The sequence below is a fragment of the bacterium genome (assembly GCA_026708055.1).
Lineage (GTDB): Bacteria > Actinomycetota > Acidimicrobiia > Acidimicrobiales > CATQHL01 > VXNF01.
Map to the genome: position 1 here is coordinate 77,992 of JAPOVS010000051.1, position 20,375 is coordinate 98,366.

18 protein-coding genes and 3 tRNA genes are annotated in these 20,375 nt (G+C 70.4%); 19 read left to right on the forward strand and 2 right to left on the reverse strand.

All coding sequences use genetic code 11. The annotated features are described in order from the left end of the window. Positions 1 to 18 precede the first annotated feature (18 nt). On the forward strand, positions 19 to 279 hold the full coding sequence (locus OXG55_10955; protein ID MCY4103761.1) for a hypothetical protein: 261 nt from the start codon (positions 19 to 21) through the stop codon (positions 277 to 279). On the opposite strand, the gene OXG55_10960 is transcribed toward OXG55_10955, so the two are convergent. Further along, positions 264 to 1,028: a dihydrofolate reductase family protein gene (locus tag OXG55_10960; GenBank protein MCY4103762.1), complete on the reverse strand. Its 765-nt coding sequence runs from the start codon at positions 1,026 to 1,028 to the stop codon at positions 264 to 266. The genes OXG55_10955 and OXG55_10960 overlap by 16 nt on opposite strands. Positions 1,029 to 1,378: 350 nt before the next feature. Here OXG55_10960 and OXG55_10965 point away from each other — a divergent pair, with 350 nt between their 5' ends. After that, on the forward strand, positions 1,379 to 4,150 hold the full coding sequence (locus OXG55_10965) for a vitamin B12-dependent ribonucleotide reductase (protein ID MCY4103763.1): 2,772 nt from the start codon (positions 1,379 to 1,381) through the stop codon (positions 4,148 to 4,150). Positions 4,151 to 4,229: 79 nt separating this feature from the next. Beyond that, complete coding sequence (locus OXG55_10970) at positions 4,230 to 5,321, forward strand: Zn-dependent alcohol dehydrogenase (GenBank protein MCY4103764.1); 1,092 nt, start codon at positions 4,230 to 4,232, stop codon at positions 5,319 to 5,321. Positions 5,322 to 5,336: 15 nt separating this feature from the next. Here OXG55_10970 and OXG55_10975 read toward each other — a convergent pair whose 3' ends face one another. Continuing rightward, a complete protein-coding gene (locus OXG55_10975; GenBank protein ID MCY4103765.1) occupies positions 5,337 to 6,218 on the reverse strand; it encodes a glucosyl-3-phosphoglycerate synthase in 882 nt (293 codons plus the stop codon). A 118-nt stretch (positions 6,219 to 6,336) separates the two neighbouring features. On the opposite strand from OXG55_10975, the gene lgt reads away from it, so the two are divergent. The 16 genes from lgt (at position 6,337) to rpmA (ending at position 20,351) form a co-directional block, all read left to right on the forward strand. Then, positions 6,337 to 7,308, forward strand: coding sequence for a prolipoprotein diacylglyceryl transferase (gene lgt, locus OXG55_10980; protein ID MCY4103766.1), 972 nt, complete (start codon positions 6,337 to 6,339; stop codon positions 7,306 to 7,308). Positions 7,309 to 7,312: 4 nt separating this feature from the next. After that, a complete protein-coding gene (locus tag OXG55_10985; GenBank protein MCY4103767.1) occupies positions 7,313 to 7,861 on the forward strand; it encodes an adenylate/guanylate cyclase domain-containing protein in 549 nt (182 codons plus the stop codon). After that, a complete protein-coding gene (locus tag OXG55_10990) occupies positions 7,854 to 9,065 on the forward strand; it encodes a homoserine O-acetyltransferase (protein ID MCY4103768.1) in 1,212 nt (403 codons plus the stop codon). Before OXG55_10985 ends, OXG55_10990 begins: the two co-directional genes overlap by 8 nt. 34 nt (positions 9,066 to 9,099) lie before the next feature. After that, a tRNA-Gly gene (locus tag OXG55_10995) sits at positions 9,100 to 9,172 on the forward strand. A gap of 42 nt (positions 9,173 to 9,214) precedes the next feature. After that, positions 9,215 to 9,289 (forward strand) — tRNA-Cys (locus tag OXG55_11000). Between the two features lie 58 nt (positions 9,290 to 9,347). Then, a tRNA-Val gene (locus OXG55_11005) sits at positions 9,348 to 9,421 on the forward strand. A gap of 123 nt (positions 9,422 to 9,544) precedes the next feature. Further along, positions 9,545 to 10,588 (forward strand): rod shape-determining protein, encoded by a 1,044-nt coding sequence (locus OXG55_11010; GenBank protein MCY4103769.1) that lies wholly within the window; start codon positions 9,545 to 9,547, stop codon positions 10,586 to 10,588. A gap of 35 nt (positions 10,589 to 10,623) precedes the next feature. Further along, entirely contained in the window at positions 10,624 to 11,448 is an 825-nt protein-coding gene (locus OXG55_11015; GenBank protein MCY4103770.1) for a rod shape-determining protein MreC, read from the forward strand. Positions 11,449 to 11,463: 15 nt separating this feature from the next. Beyond that, the gene (locus OXG55_11020) at positions 11,464 to 12,024 is read left to right on the forward strand and encodes a hypothetical protein (GenBank protein MCY4103771.1); all 561 of its coding nucleotides are present in this window, start codon (positions 11,464 to 11,466) and stop codon (positions 12,022 to 12,024) included. Then, positions 12,021 to 14,135, forward strand: a complete 2,115-nt coding sequence (mrdA, locus tag OXG55_11025; GenBank protein ID MCY4103772.1) for a penicillin-binding protein 2 — start codon at positions 12,021 to 12,023, stop codon at positions 14,133 to 14,135. Before OXG55_11020 ends, mrdA begins: the two co-directional genes overlap by 4 nt. Further along, positions 14,132 to 15,292, forward strand: coding sequence for an FtsW/RodA/SpoVE family cell cycle protein (locus OXG55_11030; GenBank protein ID MCY4103773.1), 1,161 nt, complete (start codon positions 14,132 to 14,134; stop codon positions 15,290 to 15,292). The genes mrdA and OXG55_11030 overlap by 4 nt, the downstream gene beginning before the upstream one ends. Positions 15,293 to 15,335: 43 nt before the next feature. Continuing rightward, positions 15,336 to 17,291 (forward strand): TIGR03960 family B12-binding radical SAM protein, encoded by a 1,956-nt coding sequence (locus tag OXG55_11035; GenBank protein ID MCY4103774.1) that lies wholly within the window; start codon positions 15,336 to 15,338, stop codon positions 17,289 to 17,291. Further along, positions 17,288 to 18,052 carry a TIGR03936 family radical SAM-associated protein gene (locus tag OXG55_11040; protein ID MCY4103775.1) on the forward strand — a complete coding sequence of 255 codons (765 nt, stop codon included), beginning with the start codon at positions 17,288 to 17,290 and terminating at the stop codon, positions 18,050 to 18,052. The genes OXG55_11035 and OXG55_11040 overlap by 4 nt, the downstream gene beginning before the upstream one ends. An 18-nt stretch (positions 18,053 to 18,070) precedes the next feature. Further along, complete coding sequence (locus OXG55_11045; protein MCY4103776.1) at positions 18,071 to 19,783, forward strand: Rne/Rng family ribonuclease; 1,713 nt, start codon at positions 18,071 to 18,073, stop codon at positions 19,781 to 19,783. Positions 19,784 to 19,788: 5 nt separating this feature from the next. After that, entirely contained in the window at positions 19,789 to 20,097 is a 309-nt protein-coding gene (gene rplU, locus OXG55_11050) for a 50S ribosomal protein L21 (protein MCY4103777.1), read from the forward strand. Positions 20,098 to 20,099: 2 nt separating this feature from the next. After that, entirely contained in the window at positions 20,100 to 20,351 is a 252-nt protein-coding gene (gene rpmA, locus OXG55_11055) for a 50S ribosomal protein L27 (GenBank protein ID MCY4103778.1), read from the forward strand. The last annotated feature ends 24 nt before the right edge of the window (positions 20,352 to 20,375 follow it).

Consider the following 20,375-nt stretch of genomic DNA (forward strand, 5'->3'; position numbering starts at 1 on the left):
CCGGTCAGGCTCTCGGGTATGGACTACTCCGCAGTTCTCGCACAGGCGACCCACTCGCCCGCAGCGATGCCGCCGGCTCCCGTCGGCCTCGGCACGCGCCGCCCGGGGCGGGTCTACCTGTGGCGCCGCGCCATCGTGCTCGCCGCGCTGGTCTGCCTCCTCTGGGGCGCTCTGTGGGGGGTCTTCCAACTCGGCGGCCTCGTCGGCGCGCGCCTCGTGGCCCCGGCGCTCGGAACGGCACCGGTACCCGTCGTGGACGGGGCTCAGGCCGACTCGTGAGGATCGCGCCGTCGCAGGTAGCGGGCGAACGTCATGCCGTCGGCCACCAGCAGGCGGTCCAGTTGCAGGGCGAGACCGGCTTGGGGCGCGGCACCTTCGATCATGCCGCCTCCGCCGGGTGCCAGCAGCGGCGACCGGGTGATGCAGAACTCGTCGATCAGGTCGGCGGCGGCGAAGGCGGCGTTCAGGCGCGGTCCCCCCTCCAGCAGGATGAGCGAACGGCCCTCGGCGGCGAGATCGGCGATGACCGCCGCCGCGTCGGCCGTCCGGTCGCCGGCCGGCCGTACGTCGGCCACCCCGGCGAGCGCCTCGCGCCGACCGGCAGGAGCGGTCCCGGCCAGGTAGAGCCTCACGCGCTCGGGACCACCGAACAGCCGCGCCGCTGGATCCAGTTCGCCCCGGGCGCTCACGACCGCCAGCAGCGGCATGGCCTCCTGGCCCCGCGCACGCCTGCGCTCGCGAACCTCGGGTGCCACCGACGGCGACCCGTAATCCTCGCTGCGGGCGGTGCCGGCGCCCACCACGATGGCGTCGGCGCAGCCGCGCAGGGCGGTCAGCACCGCCCAGTCCACCGGACCTCCGAGCGGGGCCGAGCGACCCTGCACGCTCACCGAGCCGTCCACGCTGGTGATCATGCAGAGCATCGCCCACGGCCGATCGGAGGAGTGCGGGCGTGGCGCCTGCTCGTAGACCTCGAGGTGATCCACCGCCGGGATGAATCGGGGCCAGACCTGTTGCATCGCGACCATCGGTCCTCCAGCGGTGCCGGCAGTACTTACGTCGTCTCTCCACAAGGTATCCACAGATCGTCTGCGGATGGCTCTGGGGGAAATCTCTGCGCCCGCCGTGGAAACGTCCTCGCCGCGGTGGGGGAATCTCCGTTGCCGCGGGGATATCTCCCGAATTGCCCGGACCGCTCGGCGCAGCCCTCTGAGCAGCAGACTGGCGGTGACTAGCGTCCGCCCGATGTCCGGCCTCGAACCTCCGATGTCCGGCGTCGAGATCCCGATATCCGGCCTCGGACGCCCTCCCTCTACAGTGCAGGTGACGAGGCCTTTTGAGCGCGCCCTTGCGAGGCGCCGGAAGGCGAGGTGAACACGTGACCGTTCTGTCCGAGCAGACCCGCATCGGCATCCAGCGCCGGTTCACCGTCGAGGGTGTGCATCCCTACGACGCACTGGAATGGCGCAGCCGGCGCGCGCTCATCACCGGAGCGGGCGGCGACGTCGTCTTCGAGCAGGACGGCGTGGAGTTCCCGACCTCCTGGTCGCAGAACGCCGTCAACATCGTGTCCCAGAAGTACTTCCGCGGCCGGCTCGGCGCGGAGGACCGGGAGTGGTCGCTGCGCCAGGTCATCGACAGGGTTTCCGGCACGATCAGCCATTGGGGCGCCGAGGACGGCTACTTCGCCGACGGGGCCGAGGCGGCCGCGTTCGCCGACGAGTTGATCTACCTGCTGGTGAGTCAGAAGGCGTCGTTCAACTCGCCGGTGTGGTTCAACATCGGTGTTCCGGGAGCTCAGCCGCAATCCTCGGCCTGTTTCATCCTGTCGGTGGACGACTCCATGGAGTCGATCCTCAACTGGTACACCGAGGAAGGGCTGATCTTCAAGCGCGGCTCGGGGGCGGGCGTGAACCTCAGCCGGCTGCGCTCGGCCTCGGAGCATCTCTCCGGGGGCGGCCGACCCAGCGGTCCGGTGAGCTTCATGCGTGGCGCCGACGCCTCCGCCGGGGCGATCCGCTCGGGCGGGACCACCCGGCGCGCCGCCAAGATGGTGGTCCTGGACGCCGACCATCCCGACATCGGCGAGTTCGTGTGGTGCAAGGCCCGCGAGGAGCGCAAGGCGCAGGCGCTGAGCGAGGCCGGCTTCGACCTGAGCTTCGACGGGGTCGACAGCACGTCGCTCCTGTACCAGAACGCCAACAACTCCGTGCGCGTCAGCGACGAGTTCATGGAGGCTGCCCTGGCGGGCGGCAAGTGGGACCTGACCGCGCGCACCAACGGTGCGGTCCTCGGGACGGTGGATGCGGCGGAGCTGCTGGATCAGATCGCCGAGGCGGCTTGGCAGTGCGCCGATCCGGGCCTGCAGTTCGACACCACCATCAACCGCTGGCACACCACGCCGGCCGCCGGACGCATCAACGCCTCCAACCCCTGCTCGGAGTACCTGCACCTCGACGACTCGGCGTGCAACCTGGCCAGCCTGAACCTGCTGTCGTTCCTGGGCGCCGATGGACGCTTCGACGTGACGGCGTTCCGGGCGGCGGTCCGGGTGGTGCTCTGTGCCCAGGAGATCTTGGTGGGGCGCTCGCACTATCCAACCGAGGCGATCGCCCGCAACGCCGTCGCCTTCCGCCAGCTCGGCTTGGGCTACGCCAACCTCGGCGCCCTGCTCATGACCATGGGCCTGCCTTACGACTCGCCCGCCGGGCGGGCGACCGCCGCTGCGGTCACTGCGCTGATGTGCGGCGAGGCGTACCGGACCTCAGCGCAGATCGCCGCACGGATGGGACCGTTCGATCAGTACGACGCCAATCGTGCCGACGTGCTGCGAGTCCTGAACATGCACCGCGGCGCCACCGCTGGCATCGACGCCGGCCACGTCTCGGAGGAACTGGCGGCGGCCGCCGTCGAGGTCTGGGACGAGGCCTGCGAGCAGGCAGAGGCCACCGGCGTGCGCAACGCCCAGGCGACGGTGCTCGCTCCCACCGGCACCATCAGCTTCATGATGGATTGTGACACCACCGGTATCGAGCCCGATCTGGCGCTGCGCAAGGCCAAGTCGCTCGTCGGCGGGGGTTCGCTCACGATCGTGAACCGCTCGCTGGCACCGGCGCTGGAGCGGCTCGGTTACGGGACCGCCGAGACCGCGGGGATCTTGGCGCACGTGGAGAGCACCGGCTCCGTCCTGGGTGCCCCGGGGTTGGCCCGCGAGCACTACCCGGTGTTCGCCTGCTCGATCGGCGACAACACCGTGAGTCCCGAGGGCCACGTGCAGATGGTGGCGGCGGTGCAGCCCTTCCTGAGCGGGGGAATCTCCAAGACCGTCAACCTGCGAGCCGATGCGACCGTCAGCGACGTGCGCGAGCTGTTCGTGTCGGCCTGGCGCAGCGGTGTGAAGGCCATTGCCGTCTACCGGGACAACTCGAAGTGGCAGCAGCCGCTGGCGGCGGCGGGCACCGCAACGACGCCGGCCGAGGGCGCTTCGGACGCCGCGCCCGCCGCACCCGAGCCGGTGCGCCGCCGGCTGCCGCACCACCGTACCTCGCGCACGATGGAGTTCCGGGTGGCCGATTGCAAGGGGTTCGTGACCGTCGGCGAGTACGACGACGGCCAGCCCGGCGAGCTCTTCGTGCGGGTGTCCAAGCAGGGTTCGACCCTGGCCGGGATCATGGACGCCTTCGCGATCGCGGTCTCGTACGGGCTCCAGTACGGCGTCCCGCTGCGCGCCTACGTGGACGCCTTCTGCGGGATGCGCTTCGAGCCCGCCGGTGTGACCGACGATCCCGACATACGGATCGCCACCAGCCTCGTGGACTACCTGTTCCGGCGCCTGGCGCTGACGTACCTGTCGCCGGAGGAACGGGCCGAGATGAGCATCTTCGCCACCTCCGAGCGGCTCGAGCCCACGCTTCCGGGCGTCGCCGAGGCGGTGGCCGATTCGGTGCAATGGATCGACGTCGCTCCCGACCCGCCATCGTTGCTGCATCGCTCGGATCCGGCGACGGCGGGCGGGTCCGCCGTAGGCGGATCCCACGGCGGCCTGACGGACTCCGCCTCGCCGCTGTGCATGTCCTGCGGCACCCGGATGGTGCGGGCCGGCTCGTGCTACGCCTGCGCCACCTGCGGGGCCACGAGCGGCTGCAGCTGAGCCCGCCACAGGGGACCCGGAAGATCCCTTCGCGGCCGGGCGAGCAGCGCAGGCAGGACGGCACACGGTGACCGCCGGCATGAGGGCCGCCGTCCTCCACCCCGAGACCGCCGGCCTGCGCGTCCAAGCCGTCGACGTGGCCGCGCCCGCTGCGGAGGAGGTGCTGGTGCGCACCGCCGCCACGGGGCTGTGTCACAGCGACTTCCACTTCGTCGACGGCTCGTGGCCGATCCCGAGACCTTGCGTGCTCGGCCACGAGGGAGCCGGTGTCGTGGAGGCCGTCGGCCCCGGTGTCGGGGACTTCGAGGTGGGCGATCACGTTGTGACCTGCCTCTCGGTGGGCTGCGGGGAGTGCAACACCTGTCTCGGGGGGCGTTCCTATCTCTGCATGGAGGGGCGCTCGGTGCGCACCCGTCCCGCCGGGCAGGCGCCGCGCCTCAGCCTCGGCGGCCAGGAACTCCACCAGTTCGTCGGTCTGGCGACCTTCGCCGAGCGCATGCTGGTGCACCGGAGGGCGCTGGTGCGCATCCGCCGCGACATGCCGCTGGACCGTGCTGCGCTGCTCGGCTGCGGGGTGCTCACCGGAACCGGGGCGGTCTTCCGCACGGCCGCGGTCCGGCCGGGCTCCTCTGTGGCCGTGGTGGGCTGCGGCGGCATCGGCATGGCGGCGGTGCAGGCGGCCCGCATCGCCGGCGCGACCGTCGTGGTCGCCGTGGACACCGAACCCCGCAAGCTCGCCTGGGCGACCGACCTCGGCGCCACGCACTCCGTGGACCCGGCCGACGGCGATCCTGTCGAGCAGGTGCGTGCGCTCACCGGCGGCGGCGCCGAGTTCACCTTCGAGGCGATCGGCTTGCCGCGTACCGTCGAGCAGTGCCTGAACATGGCGGCGCGCGGCGGCACGGCCACAGTGATCGGCATGCTGCCACAGGGTGCCCGGGTGGAGATCGACGGTGCTGAGTTGTTTCTGCACGAGAAGCGCCTGCAGGGGTCGTTGATGGGCTCCAACGTGTTCCGGCGCGACCTCCCGCAGCTGGTGGACCTCTACCTGGACGGCAGGCTCCGCCTCGACGAGATGGTCTCGCATCGGCTCGACCTGGATCGCATCAACGAGGGCTACGCGGCGATGCTCGCCGGCGAGGTCTTGCGGGCGGTCGTGGAGTTCTCCTGAACGGCGCCCGGATCGCTAGCCCGGCCGCGGGCCGCGGAGGTCGCTGAGCGGCGGCCGTTCCCGCAGCGAGACCTCCTGAGCCTCGGCGCCGGGAATGCGGAGCCGGGCGCTCCAGCCGTCGCCGGCCGACGGCGGGCTGACGCCGGAGCGCTGCATCACGGTCTGCAGGATGGCCAGCGCCTGCGGACCCAACTCCTCCAGCGGCCTGTTGCGGTGGCGGCGTACCCCGAGGTCGGCCTCCGCGATGCGATCGGCTCCGAAGCGGCGCGACAGGTCGATCAGGAGCCCCACCTCCACGCCCCAACCCTGCACGAACGGCACCTGCTCGACGGCCCGGCGCCGGACCGCGTACTCGCCCCCGAGGGGTTGGCGCAGGTGCGCCAACTCGGGGAAGAACTGCGCCAGCAGCGGGCGCGCCATCAACTCGGTGGTCCGGCCGCCGCCCGGTCCGCCATCGAGTAGTCGCTCGTAATAGCCCTTCACGAGGACGATCCTCTCGTCGGCCAGCAGGGGCTCCACCAGGGCGGTCACGTAGCGGGCCTCGAAGCTTGCCAGGTCGGCGTCGCACCAGACGATCAGGTCGGCGGTCGTGGTGGCCACGCTCTTCCAGAGGGCGTTCCCCTTGCCGAAACCCGGACCCTCCTCCGGGAGCACCTCGTCTGAGCGCACGACCCGGGCACCGGCGGCGGCGGCCACCTCGCGGGTGCGGTCCCCCGAGTCACCGTCCACGACCAGCAGGTCGTCCACGAGCCCGGCGGCGGGAGGCATCAGCGTGCGGCGCACCTCGGCGCAGATCGCCCCAACGGTGCATTCCTCGTTCAGGGCCGGCAGGCAGACGGCGATGGTGCGGTTCCCCTTGCGCTCGGCGAGCCGGCCGGCGGTCGATGCGGGGGACACTGCAGGAACGATAACCGTGCCCGGTCGCCCGGCGGCACCCCGCTAAACTCGCTGGCGGCGGTGCGCAGTGCGGGCGGGAGCAGCCGCCGGTCGGCGAATCCCGCATCGGAGAGTCCACTTGATCGCTTCCATCCCGAGCCCCGACGTGGGCACGCTTTCCCTGGGACCCCTCAATCTCCGCCTCTACGGGCTCATGGTGGCGCTGGGCGTTGTCGCCGGCGTGTACGCGGCGGCACGCTTCCTGCAGCACCGCGGTCTCAACCCGGAATGGGCGGTTCAGGTGTCCACCGTGGGCGTCCCCCTGGGGCTCATCGGCGCCCGCGCCTACCACGTGCTGACCGACTGGAAGAGCTACCAGGGCCGCTGGGTGGACGTGGTGAAGATCTGGGAGGGCGGACTCGGCATCCCGGGAGGGATCCTGGGGGCGGTTCTCGGCGGCCTCATCGTCATCCGGCTGCGGCGCCTGCCGCTGCGCTCACTGCTGGACGCGGGCGCCGTGGGATTCCCCGTCGGGCAGTTCGTCGGCCGGCTCGGGAACTGGTTCAACCAGGAACTCTTCGGGCGGCCGACCGATCTGCCGTGGGGTCTGGAGATCGATCGGGAGCACCGCCCGCCGGAGTATCTGGACGCCGAGACGTTCCACCCCACATTCGCCTACGAGATGGTCTGGAACATGCTGGTCTTCGGGCTGCTGTGGCGTGTCGGCACGCGCGGCAGGCTGCCGAGAGGCCACCTGATCGTGCTGTACCTGTTCTCCTACGCGGCCGGGCGCCTGTGGATCGAGGCGCTGCGCGTGGATCCTGCGAGCCTGCTGCTGGGCGTCCGGGTGAACATCTGGGTCATGGGCGGCGTCCTGGTGTTGAGCGGCCTGTTCCTGCTGCTGGTGACGCCGCGCCGGCGGCGGGCCGAAGCCTCGCCGGAGCCGGCGGCGCCGGTCGGCGGGGAGGGAGCCGAGCCGGGCGAGGACCAGGATCCGGAGCGAGGCGAGGCGCCGGAACCGTCGGCCGACGACTCCGAAGGGGATGCCGGCAACGACGAGCAGACCCCGCTCGCCGCGGACCGCTCGACCGCCGGAAGCGCGCCGGCCTGAACACATGGACGAGTCGGCGCTGGTCACGGGGATCAGCCCGGCACGCGTCGAGCGGGGATTCGCCTTCGTGGATCTCTGCAATTTCACGCGTTACACCGACGACCACGGGGATCGCATGGCGGTGGCTCTCCTGGCGGAGTTCCGCGCCGTCGTCCGCGCCGTGGTCGCCAGCCACGGCGTCCGTATCGCCAAATGGCTCGGCGACGGCGCCATGCTGGTCGGCGTCGAGAACGAGCCGCTGGTGGAGGCGGTCGTGCATCTCCAGAACGTCGTGGCCACACAGGACGTGCTGCCGCTGCGCGCCGGTATCGCCGCCGGGCCGGTCATCCTCTTCGAGGGCGACGACTACATCGGGAACGCGGTGAACCTCGCCGCACACCTCTGCGATCTGGCGCAACCCGGTCAACTGCTGGCTCCGGCGGCCATGGTCTCGGACCTGATGGTGAACACCGAGGCCGACTCCATCGGGTTCCTGGAGATTCCCGGGTTTACTGAAAGGGTGGACGTGGTGTTGCTGCGCGAGGCCGACCCGGAGCCGTGGGCCGATGTCTGAGGACTCCGGCGCCGCCCGCCCCCCGCGCCTGGCCGCCGGGTTGCCGGTCTCCGGCGCTTGGCAGGAGGGTGATCCCGCGGGGGACCGGCGGTTCTTCACCCTGGACACCAAGCGTCCCTTCGTCCTGGAGAGCGGCGACTCCCTGGACAGCGTGACGATCGCGTATGAGACGTGGGGGACCCTGGACAGCGACGGCTCCAACGCGGTGCTGATCTGCCACGCCCTCACCGGCGACGCTCACGCCTACGACCCGCACCTCTCCAAGCGCGGCTGGTGGCAGGGGGTCATCGGTCCCGGCGAGGCCATCGACGTGAACCGGTACTTCGTGGTGTGCGCCAATGTGCTGGGCGGCTGCCAGGGTTCGATCGGTCCCGCCTCGCTGAACCCGGCGACGGGTCGGCGCTGGGCGGCATCGTTTCCGCCGGTCACGATCCGCGACATGGTGCGCACGCAGGCGCGCCTGGCCGACCACCTCGGCGTGAAGCGGTGGCTCTGCGTCGTCGGGGGCTCCATGGGCGGGATGCAGGCCCTCGAGTGGGGTGCGATGTATCCCGCGAGGGTGCGATCCATCGCCCCGCTGGCGGTCGGTTGCTCGGCGAGTCCGTGGCAGATCGGCTGGAGCGCCGTCGGGCGGGCCGCCATCGCCTTGGATCCCCGCTGGCGCGGCGGCGAGTACTACGACGCCGAGCCCGGCGACGGACCCCACGAGGGTTTGGCGCTCGCCCGGGCCGTGGCGCAGATCACCTACCGAAGCGACGAGCTCTTCGCCCAGCGCTTCGGCCGGTCGCTCGTGCGGCCCAACGAGCAGTTCGGTCTGTGGGACCGCTTCGGCGTGGAGGGCTACCTGGACTACCACGGCGAGAAGCTGGTGCGGCGCTTCGACGCCAACACGTACCTGCTGTTGAACAAGGCGATGGACACCCACGACATCGGGCGCGGCCGCGGCGGTCTGCAGCGGGCGGTGGCGCGGATCGGTGTGCCGGTGCTGACCGTCTCGATAAGTTCCGACACGCTGTACCCGCCGCGGCAGCAGACCGAGATGCGCGACCTCCTCGTGGCGGCCGACGGGGACTGCCGCTACGTGTTCCTGGAGAGCCCTCACGGTCATGACGGCTTCCTGGTGGAGACGAGGGCCGTTTCGGCCGCTCTGGCTGAGTTCCTCGAGTCGGTGGAGAAGGATCACACCGCGCCGGGGACGGGCTGATCGAGAGGGCGCCGGGCTACACTGTCGCCGACTTGCGGGCGTAGCTCAGTTGGTAGAGCGCCACCTTGCCAAGGTGAAGGTCGCCGGTTCGAGCCCGGTCGCCCGCTCGCAGGCTCGCCGGGGGCGAGTCCCCGGGGGCCACACAAACTGCATCGGTGCCCGAGCGGACGAAGGGAGCGGCCTGCAAAGCCGTCTTATCGCGGGTTCGAATCCCGCCCGATGCTCCGGAGCGCACCGTGGACGCCGAGCCTGCGGCGCCTCGGGCGCGATAGCCTGCCGGCGGGGCCGTTAGCTCAGCTGGCAAGAGCACTTGCATGACGCGCAAGGGGTCGGGGGTTCAAGTCCCTCACGGCCCACCCGAAAAAGCCCAGGGAGCCGGTGCAATTTGGTTGTCCCCCGGCGGGGGAATATCCTGCCGGAAACCGCGAGCCTGCTCCAGTACACTCCAACAAGCTCCGAACGGATTCTGACCAGCGACCATGCCACGAGTGCCCAACAACATCAGCAGTTCCGTCGGCCGGGGCATCGCCGTGGACCTGGGAACCGCCACGACCATCGTGTACGTGCGCGGCGAGGGCATCGTGCTCGAGGAACCCAGCGTGGCGGCACTCGACGCCCGCTCGGATCGCCTCCTGGCGGTCGGCCGCAACGCCAAGGAGATGATCGGTCGCACGCCGGCCAACATCCGCACGGTGCGCCCCCTGAAAGAGGGTGTCATCGCCGATTTCGGCGTGTGCGAGAAGATGCTGCGCTACTTCATCCAGCAGGTCCACAGCAATCGGTTCACCAAGCCGCGCATGGTCATCTGCGTGCCGTCGGGCATCACCCCGGTGGAGCAGCGGGCGGTCCAGGAGGTGGCCGAGTTCGCCGGCGCCCGTCGCCCCGTCTTCATCATCGAGGAGCCGATGGCGGCCGCCATCGGGGCCGGCATCGCCGTGCAGCAACCCTCCGGGAGCATGATCGTGGACGTTGGCGGCGGTACCACGGAGATCGCCGTCATCTCGCTCGGCGGCATCGTGGTGAGCCGTTCGGTCCGCGTGGCGGGCGACGATTTCGATCAGACGATCAGCGACTACATCCGCAAGGAATACAGCCTCGGTCTGGGCGAGCAGACCACCGAGCACGTGAAAGTCAAGTACACCTCGGCCTGGCCCCTGAACGAGGAGCTTCACCTGAGTATCCCCGGCCGTGATCTGGTCACGGGACTGCCGAAGAGCGTCGGCGTCAACACCGTCGAGTTGCGGGAGGCGATCGAGGAGCCGCTCAACGAGATCATCGGCGGCGTGCAGGCGACTCTGGACGCCGCGCCCCCCGAACTCACCGCCGACATCATGGAGAGCGGGATCCACCTCGCCGGCGGGGGTTCCCGGCTCATCGGCCTGGCGGAGCGCCTGGCGACTGAGACCGGGATCAAGGTCAACCGTGTGAAGAACCCCCAGTACGTCGTGGCGTACGGGTCGGGACACTCGCTCGAGGAGTTCGAATCACTGAGAGGCGTGCTGCATTCGCCGGTCGCTGAGTAGCCGGGCGATCGCATAGGGGAGCGGTCCCCGCAGTCGTGGCCATCCTCCAGGGCCGTTCCCGCCTCACGCTCGTCCTTCTGGTCCTCGTAACCGTCACGCTCGTCACCCTCGACGTGCGTAACGTCGAACCCTTCGAGCAGGCGAAGAACGCCGCCGAGGGCGCTCTCGGGCCCGTGGTGTCGGGCGCGCAGCGAGCTGGGCGCCCGGTGGTCGACGCCTGGGAGGCCGTCACGGACTACGACGACCTGAAGGCGGAGAACGAGCGCCTGCGCGCCGAACTCGACGTCGAGCGGGGCCGTGACCTGGCGAACGCCAGCGCCGCCGAGGTGCTCCAGGACTACCTCGCCGAGGCTGGGATCCAGTACGTGACCGACATTCCCTCGACCACGGGGCGAGTGGTCCGGAACCTCGGCAACTTCCCGGACTTCACCGTGGACGTGGACAAGGGTTCGTCGGCCGGGGTGAGGACGGGGATGCCGGCGGTGACCAGTGCCGGGCTGGTGGGGAGGGTGGTGGACGTCTCGCCCGGTCGGTCGCGCGTCCGGCTCATCAGCGACCCGGAGTTCGAGCTCGGCGTCCGCCTCGTGGGCACCGATGCGGTCGCCGTCGCCCGGGGAACGGGCCGTGATCAGCCGCTGGTGGTGAGTGAGGGGATCGGCGTCTCCGTCCCTGTGCACGTGGGCATGCTGGTCACGACCAGTGGGATCGACCGCAGTGTGTACCCACCGGACGTCCCGGTCGGCCTGGTGGCGGAGGTGGCGGTGGATCCGGGGCTCAACCAGGTCCTGTTCGTGCAGCCGGCGGCGTCGCTGGATTCGCTGAACTTCGTGACCATCCTGCTCTACGACAGCGGCCTGTGAGGGTCGGGGACGGCCGTGGGTGCTGAGACGGTCAAGACGGTGCTCCGGTCGGCACTCGTGCTGCTCTCCGTCTTCGTTCTGCAGGTGGGTCTCCTCGACGGACTGCGGATATTCGGCCGCGCCCCCGAACCGCTACTGGTCCTGGCCGCGGCGGGCGGTCTGGTGGGGGGCCCGTGGCGGGGTCTGCGGCTCGGCTTCGTGGCCGGCCTGCTGTACGACCTCGTCGCCGGCACCCCGCTGGGGCTGGCCGCCTTCGCCTACGCCGTGGTTGCCGCAGCCGCAGGTCTGCTGGCGGGCTACACGGTGCGGATGTGGTGGTTGGTGCCCCCGTTCGTGGCTCTGGGGTTGTCCGTCTACGTGTTCGCCGGTGAGGTGGTCGGCCAGGATCACCTGTTCGACGACCGCTACATGGTGACGCTCGGGGTGGTGGAGATCTGGGCGATCTTCCTGGCGGCGCCGACACTGCGCCTCGTGCGCTGGGCGTTCCACGAGACGACCGGCGTGCGAGCGGGCTCTCCCCGCGTGCGCGCCGTCCCTCCGAGCGTCCGGCCGCTGGACCGGGAGTCCGGGCTGTGAGCCTGGCGACGCCGGGTGGGGGTCGGTCCTCCGGTGCCGGTGGCGGCCGGCAGCGCGAGCCGGGCGCCGCGCCGCGGGGACGCTTCAGCCGTTACGACTCGCGCCGGCTGCGCCTCAGCATCCTCGGCGTGATCGGGCTGGCGCTCCTCGTGACGCTGGTGGTGCGCCTCTGGTACCTGCAGGTGGTGACGACGGAGCAGTTCGTGGAGAGGGCCGTCGGCAACATCATCCGCACCGTGCCCGAGCCGGCGCCCCGCGGTCGCATCTTCGACGTGCACGGCCGGGAACTGGTCGGGAACCGCATCGTCAACGTCGTCACGATGGACGCCTTCATCCTTCGCGACCAGATCGGGACGGCGCAGCGCCAACGTCTCGCCCTGGAGTTGGCGCGCCAACTCTCGCGTTCAGGCGTCCTGACAAAGTCGGTGGAGTTGACCCAGGCACTGGCCGACCCCGCCTACGGGCCGTTCGACCGGATTCCCCTGGCGGTCGGCGTGTCGGACGCCATCAAGGTGTTCCTGGCTGAGCGGAACGAGGAGTTCCCCGGCGTCGAGGTGGTCCGGCGCACCCAACGGGTCTACCCCTACGGCGATCTGGCGGCGCACGTGCTCGGGTACATCGACACCATCACCGCCGAGGAGATCGAGGCGCGCCGCAACCATCCGAAGCGCTACAGCACAGTGGACGAGATAGGCAAGTCGGGTGTGGAGCTGGCCTTCGAGGACGTGCTGCGCGGCACCCCCGGTTGGCGGGAGATCGAAGTCGACAACGTCGGCAACGTGATCCGCGAACGCGGCTACCGGGCGCCGCACCCGGGAACCGACCTGGTGCTCACGATCGATGCGGACCTGCAACTGCTCGTCGAGGAGGAGTTGCTGCGCGGCCTGGAGGAGGCCCGTGATCGCCAGAACGAGGACGTGGAGGACTCCTTCGTGACGTTCGCCGCCCCGGCGGGCGCCGTGGTCGTGCTGGATCCCCGCAACGGGAACGTGCTGGCCATGGCCAGCTACCCGGACTACGACCCGCGGGTCTTCATCGGTGGCATCAGTGAGGAGGAGTTCGACGCCTTCGTGCATCCGGCGAGTCATGCGCCCCTCAACAACCGAGCCATCCAGGGCGTGTACTCGCCCGCCTCGACCATGAAACCCATCACGTCCTACGCGGCGCTGTCCACGGGCCTGATCGGGCCCGACGGTTTCCTGGGCATCACCCAGACCACCGAAGACCCCGGCTATCACGCGCTGGATGACTGCATCGGCGAGTGTGAGTTCGAGAACCCCGACCGCGCTCCCAACGGGGACGTGGACCTGCGCATGGCCATCACGGTGTCCAGCGACGTGTACTTCTACAAACTGGCGGAGCAGTTCTCGCGCCGGACCGGCTACGACGAGGATCAGATCCAGCAGACCGCCCGGGACTTCGGCTTCGGCAACACCACCGGCATCGCGCTCCCGTTCGAGCACGCCGGGATCGTGCCGGACGCCGAGATCAAGCAGGCCCGCCACGACGCCAACCCCGAGGCGTTCCCCGACCCGGATTGGCGCACGGGCGACACCATCAACATCTCCATCGGCCAGGGAGACCTGGGTGTGACCCCGCTGCAGCTGGCGAACTCCTTCACGCCGTTCGCCAACGGGGGCAGGATCCACCTGCCCAACATCGCCGTCGGGATGGTCGACCCCCTCAGCGGCGAGACGGTCAACCTGATCCGCCCGCGTCTCACCTCCCGCCTCTACCTGCCGCCGGATCTGCAGGCTCCGATCCTGGACGGCATGCGCGGCGCCACCACGCTGCGCACCAACGAACGCCTCGGCACCGCCCAGAGGGCCTTCGACGGCTTCCCCCACGACCTGTGGCCCGTGGCGGGCAAGACCGGCACCGCGGAGGTGCTGGGCAAGGCCGACTCAGCCGTGTTCGTGGGGTTCGGACCTCTGCCCCAGCCGCGCTACCTGGTGACGGTCCTGCTCGAGGAGGCCGGCTTCGGTGGCGAGGCCGCGGCTCCGGTGGTACGCCGGATCCTCGAGGCAGTGGCCCTGGACCGGATCCCGCAGGCGCCGGCGGAGATCACGCGCCAGGACATGGCCCTCGTGCCGTCGGCGGAGCCGTCATGAGCGCGCCGGGCGGAGCACACCCCAGGCGACGCCTGCTGCCGCGGGTGCCTCCGCTGGCCCCCTGGTTGCACGCCGACGTGATCCTGATGGTCGCCGCGACGGCGCTGATCCTGTTCGGGATCGCCATGATCTACAGCGCCACCCGTGGCATCGATCCGGCCGCCTACAGCAGATTCCACCTCCAGCGGCAGTCGCTGTTCGCCGTCGTCGGGGGGCTCATGGGCGCGATTGCCGCCGGCGTGGACTACCGGCGGTTCCGCTCGCTGGCCTGGCCCCTCTACGGTGCCACCGTGCTGGTGCTGATCCTGGTGCTGACGCCGCTGGGTTCGGTACGCCAGGGAGCCCGCGCCTGGTTCGTCTTCGGCGGCTACCAGGTGCAGCCCTCGGAGTTCGGCAAGCTGGCGATGATCGTCGTGCTGGCCCACTACGCGGCGCGCTTCGGGGGGCGCATGACGCTGATCCAGCTGCTCGGCGCGCTCGGGTTGGTGGCGGGGCCGATGATGCTGGTGCTGCTGGAGCCCGACGCCGGCACCGCGGTCGTGTTCGCGGTGATCGCCATGGGCTTGCTGCTGGTGGCGGGGGCGCAGGCGCGCCACATCGTGGTGGCGACCGCCCTGGGCCTCGTCGGGCTGGGGCTGGTGCTGAACTCGGGCCTCGTCGAGGAGTACCAGCGGCAGCGCATCGAGTCGATCGTGAACCCGGGCGGCGATCCCGGCGACACCTTCAACATCGAGCAGGCGCAGATCGCCATCGGCAACGGCGGTCTGACCGGCCACGGTTACGGGCAGGGCACCCAGACCCGCAGCGGATTGGTGCCCGCGCAGGAAACCGACTTCATCTTCACCGTCGTGGGCGAGGAACTGGGCTTCCTGGGAAGCATCGTGGCGCTGGGCCTTCTGGCCGTGCTGCTCTGGCGGATATGGCGCGCGGCCAGGGTTGCCGGCGACCTGTTCGGCTCGTTGCTGGCGACCGGGGTGCTCTGCATGGTGCTCTTCCAGGTGTTCCAGACGGTGGGTATGGCCGCAGGCATCATGCCGGTGATCGGGATTCCCTTGCCGCTGCTTTCCTACGGCGGTTCCTCGCTCCTGACCACGATGATGGCGTTGGGCCTGGTGCTCAACGTCTCGATGCGCCGCCACGTGGTGCGCGCCAGTTGACCGGTGGCCGCCGCCGGGGGGCCGGACCGGTAGCCTGATCGTCGTGCGTTCGCTTTGGTCCGACTTGGAGCCTCTCCTGGATCAGGTTCAGCGTCCGGCGCGCTACATCGGCGGCGAGGAGGGTGCAGGCCCGGCGGCTCACGGCCCCGGCAAGGTGGCCTGGCTGCTCTGCTACCCCGACAGCTACGAGGTCGGCCTGCCCAACCAGGGGCTGCAGATCCTCTACGAGATCCTCAACGAGCGCAGCGACGCCGTTGCCGAGCGGGCCTACGCCCCTTGGGGCGACCTCGAGGCCCTGATGCGCCGGGAGGGGCTCCCGCTCTTCTCGGTGGACACCCACCTGGGCGCCGGCGAGTTCGACATCCTGGCCTTCAACCTCTCCTCGGAGCTGGTCTACACGAACGTGCTGAACCTCATCGATCTGGCCGGCGTGGCCGTGCGCGCCGCCGACCGTTCCGGCGACGACCTGCTGGTCGGCGCGGGTGGGCACTGCGCGTTCAACCCCGAGCCGCTGGCGGACTTCGTGGACTTCTTCGTACTGGGCGACGGGGAGGAGGTGGTGGGGGAGATCACCGCCGCCGTAGCCGCCCATCGCGCCGGAGGCCCCCGGGAGGTGCTCGGAGCTCTCGCGGGAGTCGACGGCGTCTACGTGCCGGCCGCCTACGCGGTGAGCCATCGCGGATCCTCGACGGTGGTGACGCCTCGCTGGGCGGAGGCGCCGGACATCGTGGAGAAGCGGACGATCCCCTCGCTCGGCGACTGGCCGTACCCGAAGCGGCAGTTGGTCCCGCTGACCGAGGTCGTGCACGACCGGCTCAACGTGGAGGTGTTCCGGGGCTGCACGCGCGGCTGCCGGTTCTGCCAGGCGGGCATGATCACCCGTCCGGTGCGCGAACGCCCCGCGGAGCAGGTGCGCACCATGGTCACCGAGGGTTTGCAGCGCACCGGCTATGACGAGGTTGCGCTCACGTCGCTGTCGACCGCCGACTTCAGTGGCATTGAGGAACTCGTGGCCGACGTCGTGGGGCCCGCCGACGGCGCCGGCGGTGCCGGCTGCCCCGCGGTGACCGTGTCGCTGCCGAGCCTTCGGGTGGACGCCTTCACGGTTGGTATCGCCGCGGAGTTGCAGCGAGCGCGCCGCACGGGGCTGACCTTCGCCCCGGAGGCCGGATCGTGGCGGCTCCGTCAGGTGATCAACAAGCTGATCAGCGCCGAGGACCTCGACGCGGCGGTGGAGAGCGCCTACTCACAGGGATGGCGTCGGGTCAAGCTGTATTTCCTCGTGGGGCTCCCGACGGAGACCGACGAGGACGTGTTGGGGATCGCCGCCCTGGCGCGCCGCTGCGTGGAGTTGGGGCGCCGCCACGTCAGGGGAGCCTCGGTGACGGTCTCGGTCGGAGGTTTCGTCCCCAAGCCGCAGACGCCGTTCCAGTGGTTCGGCCAGAACACCGTCGAGGAGTTGCGCCGCAAGATCGCCCTCCTCGCCGACGACCTGCGTGCCGACCGCAGCGTCAAGCTGAAGTGGCACGATCCTGAGGCAACGCTGGTGGAAGGGCTGGCCAGCCGGGGAGATCGCCGGCTCGGGGCTGTCATCGAGGACGTCTGGCGTTCGGGCGGCACCTTCCAGGAATGGTCCGAACACTTCGACTACCGGTTGTGGCTCGACGCCATGGAGCGCCACGGCCTGTCGGTCGAGGACTGCGCCTACCGGCATCGCAGCGATAGCGAGGCGCTCCCCTGGGATCACCTCTCGGCAGGTCTGCACAAGGACTTCCTGTGGCAGGACTGGCAGGACGCCCTGGCCGAGTCCGGCTTGGAGGACTGCCGCTGGACGCCCTGCTACGACTGCGGGGCGTGCACCGGCTACGGCATCGAGCACGTCGTGGCCTCGGCGACGCCTCCCGCCGGCGGGAGCCAGGGAACCGGACAGGACCTCCTGGGGCCGGGGCCCGTGCCCGTGCGGCTGCTGGAGACCCGTCCGCTGGCAGGTGTGTCGTGAGGGTGCGCCTTCGCTGGTCCAAGCAGGGCAAGATCCGCTTCTGCGGGCATCGCGACGCGGCCCGGATCTGGGAACGCGCCGTGCGACGGGCGGGACTGCCCGTGGCCTATACGCAAGGATTCAGCCCGCGGCCGAGGATCTCCTTCGGGTTGGCCCTCGCAACCGGGCAGGAATCGGTCGCCGAGTACCTCGACGTGGACCTGCGGGCGTCCGCCGAGGAGCTCTACGAGTGGGCCGCCGGTATGCCCGAGCAGCTCAGTGCGGTGCTGCCCGACGGCATGGCCGTGAGCGACGCCTGCCCGCTGCGCCCCGGCGCGGTGTCGTTGCAGGAGGCGGTCACGAGCTGCACCTGGGAGTTCGCACTGACCGAGACCGACACCTCGCTCGCCGCCGCCTGGGCCGACCAGGTGCGGTCGGCGGAGAGCCTCCCCCTGCAACGTGAGCGCAAGGGGCGAACCACCACCTCCGACGTGCGCACGGCCGTCGGGGACCTGCACATTCTGGACGCCTCGGTCGGGAGCGTCCTCGTTGCCGAACTCGGCACGAAACCCCGGGCGGTGCGGCCCGCAGAATTCCTGCGCCTCATCGCCCCCCCGCTGGCCGCCGGACGCGTCCGGCGGTTGCACCAATGGATTACGCGGGACGGCGAACGGTACGAGCCGCTTGCTCCCGAAGCCGGCGCGCCGGCGCCGGGCGGCGACCTACTCGCCGCGGCCTCGATCGACGCCGTTCCCGCTGCGCAGCAAGAGGTCTGCGCGTGATGAGAAGGGAACTGCACCATGTCCTCGTCCTCTCAAACGGACGCCGAATCCGCCAAGAGCCGCGCTGATTCGAAGAGTCGTGGCAAGCCCGCCGGCCAGGACAACGGCCAGGTAGCCGGCTCCGACGGCGGCGGCCAAACCCGGGGCGGGGCGCCCGGCGCCGCCGCCGGCGAGCAACGCAAGCCCCGCATCGGCGACAGCCGGCCCGCGCCGGCACCCGCCACCACGCCGCCCAAGGGATCCAAGCCGTCCGGCGGCGGCGGAGGCAACAGGGGAGGGTCACGGTCCAGCGGCCGGCGCCGGCGGCGCGGCGGCCGCGGGTCGGGGTCGCGCGGCGGCCAGCAGCACAAGCCGGTCGAAGCGCTGACCGGCGGCGATCCGGTCGAACTGGATGCCGAGACGCTCGCCCGCCGGCGGGGCCGCGCCCGCAAGGGCCGCCCGGTGGGGCGCTATCTCATGGCCATCCACGTGACCGCCGACGCCACCCACGTGGCCGTCCTGGAGGGGCGGGCACTCGTGGAGTACTACGTCTCCCGGCCGGCCAACGACACCACCGAGATCTACGGCAACATCTACCTCGGCCGCGTCCAGAACGTGCTGCCGGGCATGGAGGCGGCGTTCGTGGACATCGGTACGCCCAAGAACGCCATCATGTACCGGGGCGACGTGCAGTTCGACGCCGAGGATCTGGAGCGCTCCGGCCGGCCGCAGATCAGCCAGGCGCTGAAGGTGGGCCAGCGGGTCCTCTGTCAGGTCACCAAGAACCCCATCGCCCACAAGGGCGCCCGGCTGACCCAGCAGGTCTCCCTGGCGGGCCGCTACGTGGTGCTGGTGCCCAACAGCGATGCCTACGGCATCTCCAAGCGGCTCCCGGACAAGGAGCGCCGCCGGCTGCGCCGCATCCTGGACGGTGTCAAGCCGGCCGAGCACGGCGTGATCGTCCGGACCGCCGCCGAGGGCGTCACGCCCGAGGAGATCCGCCAGGACGTCACGCGGCTCGTGTCGCAGTGGGACCAGATCGACGCGCTCGCCAATCGCTCGAAGGCACCGTCGCTGCTGTACCGCGAACCCGACGTGGCGCTGCGGGTCATCCGCGAGGAGTTCACGACCGACTACCGCAGCGTGCTGATCGACGATTCCGATCTCTACGGGTCGGTGGCCAAGTACGTGGAGAGCGTCGCCCCGGCGCTGACCGAGCGTGTCTCGTTCTACGACCCCTCGACGGAGAACCTGGACCTGTTCGAGCGCTACCACGTGTATGGCCAGTTGCGCAAGGCCGTGGACCGCACCGTGTGGCTGCCGTCGGGCGGCTCACTCGTGATCGAGCACACCGAGGCGATGACCGTGATCGACGTCAACACCGGCCGCAACGTGGGCTCCACGAGCCTCGAGCAGACCATCCTCGAGAACAACCTCGAGGCGGCGTCGGAGATCCCGCGCCAGCTGCGCCTGCGCGACATCGGCGGGATCATCGTGGTCGACTTCGTGGACATGGAGAGCAAGGCCAACCGCCAGAAGGTCATGAGCGCCCTGCGCGACGCCCTGGCCCAGAGCAAGACGCACACCCGGGTGAGTGACATCTCCAACCTGGGACTCGTGGAAATGAGCCGCAAGCGGATCGGCGAGGGGCTGCTGGAGTCCCTCTCCCGGGCCTGCGAGGACTGCGACGGCTGGGGGATCCGACTCGACGAGACGCTGTTGGGCCGCTCCGGGGGCAGCGATAGCGTGTAGGGGCTATGTACGCAGTCGTGGCAACCGGCGGGAAGCAGTACCGCGTGAGCGAGGGCGAGTTGATCACCACCGAGTTGCTCGGCCCCGCGGGCGCGGAGGTCGACCTGCGTCCGGTTCTCTACGTGGACGGCGAGGTGGTGCTCGCCACGCCCACTGAGTTGGCGGCGGTGGCGGTGAAGGGCCGGATCCTCGAGGAGACCAAGGGGCCCAAGATCAGGGGCTTCACCTACAAGTCGAAGAGCAACCAGCGGCGGCGCTGGGGCCACCGCCAGCGGCACTCGCTGGTGGAGATAACCGAGATCGGGATGGCGTAGGCATGTCCAAGACCAAGGGCGGGGGCTCGACCCGCAACGGCAGAGATTCGCAGGCCAAGCGCCTCGGCGTGAAGGTCTACGACGGAACCTGGGTCACGGCCGGTTCCATCATCGTGCGCCAGCGAGGCACGAAGTTCCATCCGGGCCACAACGTGGGGCGCGGCGGCGACGACACCCTGTTCGCCACAGCGGATGGCCGCGTGTCGTTCGGCAACCGCGGCCGGCGCCGGCTGGTCGACGTTCTCACCGACTGACGGCAGTCGGCGTTCCGGACGCTC

Excerpts from the sequence above, each read along its gene's own strand:
- OXG55_10955 (MCY4103761.1), top strand. The coding sequence starts at position 19 with ATGGACTACTCCGCAGTTCTCGCACAGGCGACCCACTCGCCCGCAGCG.
- OXG55_10960 (MCY4103762.1), bottom strand. The coding sequence starts at position 1,028 with ATGGTCGCGATGCAACAGGTCTGGCCCCGATTCATCCCGGCGGTGGAT.
- OXG55_10970 (MCY4103764.1), top strand. The coding sequence starts at position 4,230 with ATGAGGGCCGCCGTCCTCCACCCCGAGACCGCCGGCCTGCGCGTCCAA.
- OXG55_10985 (MCY4103767.1), top strand. The coding sequence starts at position 7,313 with ATGGACGAGTCGGCGCTGGTCACGGGGATCAGCCCGGCACGCGTCGAG.
- OXG55_10990 (MCY4103768.1), top strand. The coding sequence starts at position 7,854 with ATGTCTGAGGACTCCGGCGCCGCCCGCCCCCCGCGCCTGGCCGCCGGG.
- OXG55_11010 (MCY4103769.1), top strand. The coding sequence starts at position 9,545 with ATGCCACGAGTGCCCAACAACATCAGCAGTTCCGTCGGCCGGGGCATC.
- OXG55_11030 (MCY4103773.1), top strand. The coding sequence starts at position 14,132 with ATGAGCGCGCCGGGCGGAGCACACCCCAGGCGACGCCTGCTGCCGCGG.
- OXG55_11045 (MCY4103776.1), top strand. The coding sequence starts at position 18,071 with ATGTCCTCGTCCTCTCAAACGGACGCCGAATCCGCCAAGAGCCGCGCT.
- rplU (MCY4103777.1), top strand. The coding sequence starts at position 19,789 with ATGTACGCAGTCGTGGCAACCGGCGGGAAGCAGTACCGCGTGAGCGAG.
- rpmA (MCY4103778.1), top strand. The coding sequence starts at position 20,100 with ATGTCCAAGACCAAGGGCGGGGGCTCGACCCGCAACGGCAGAGATTCG.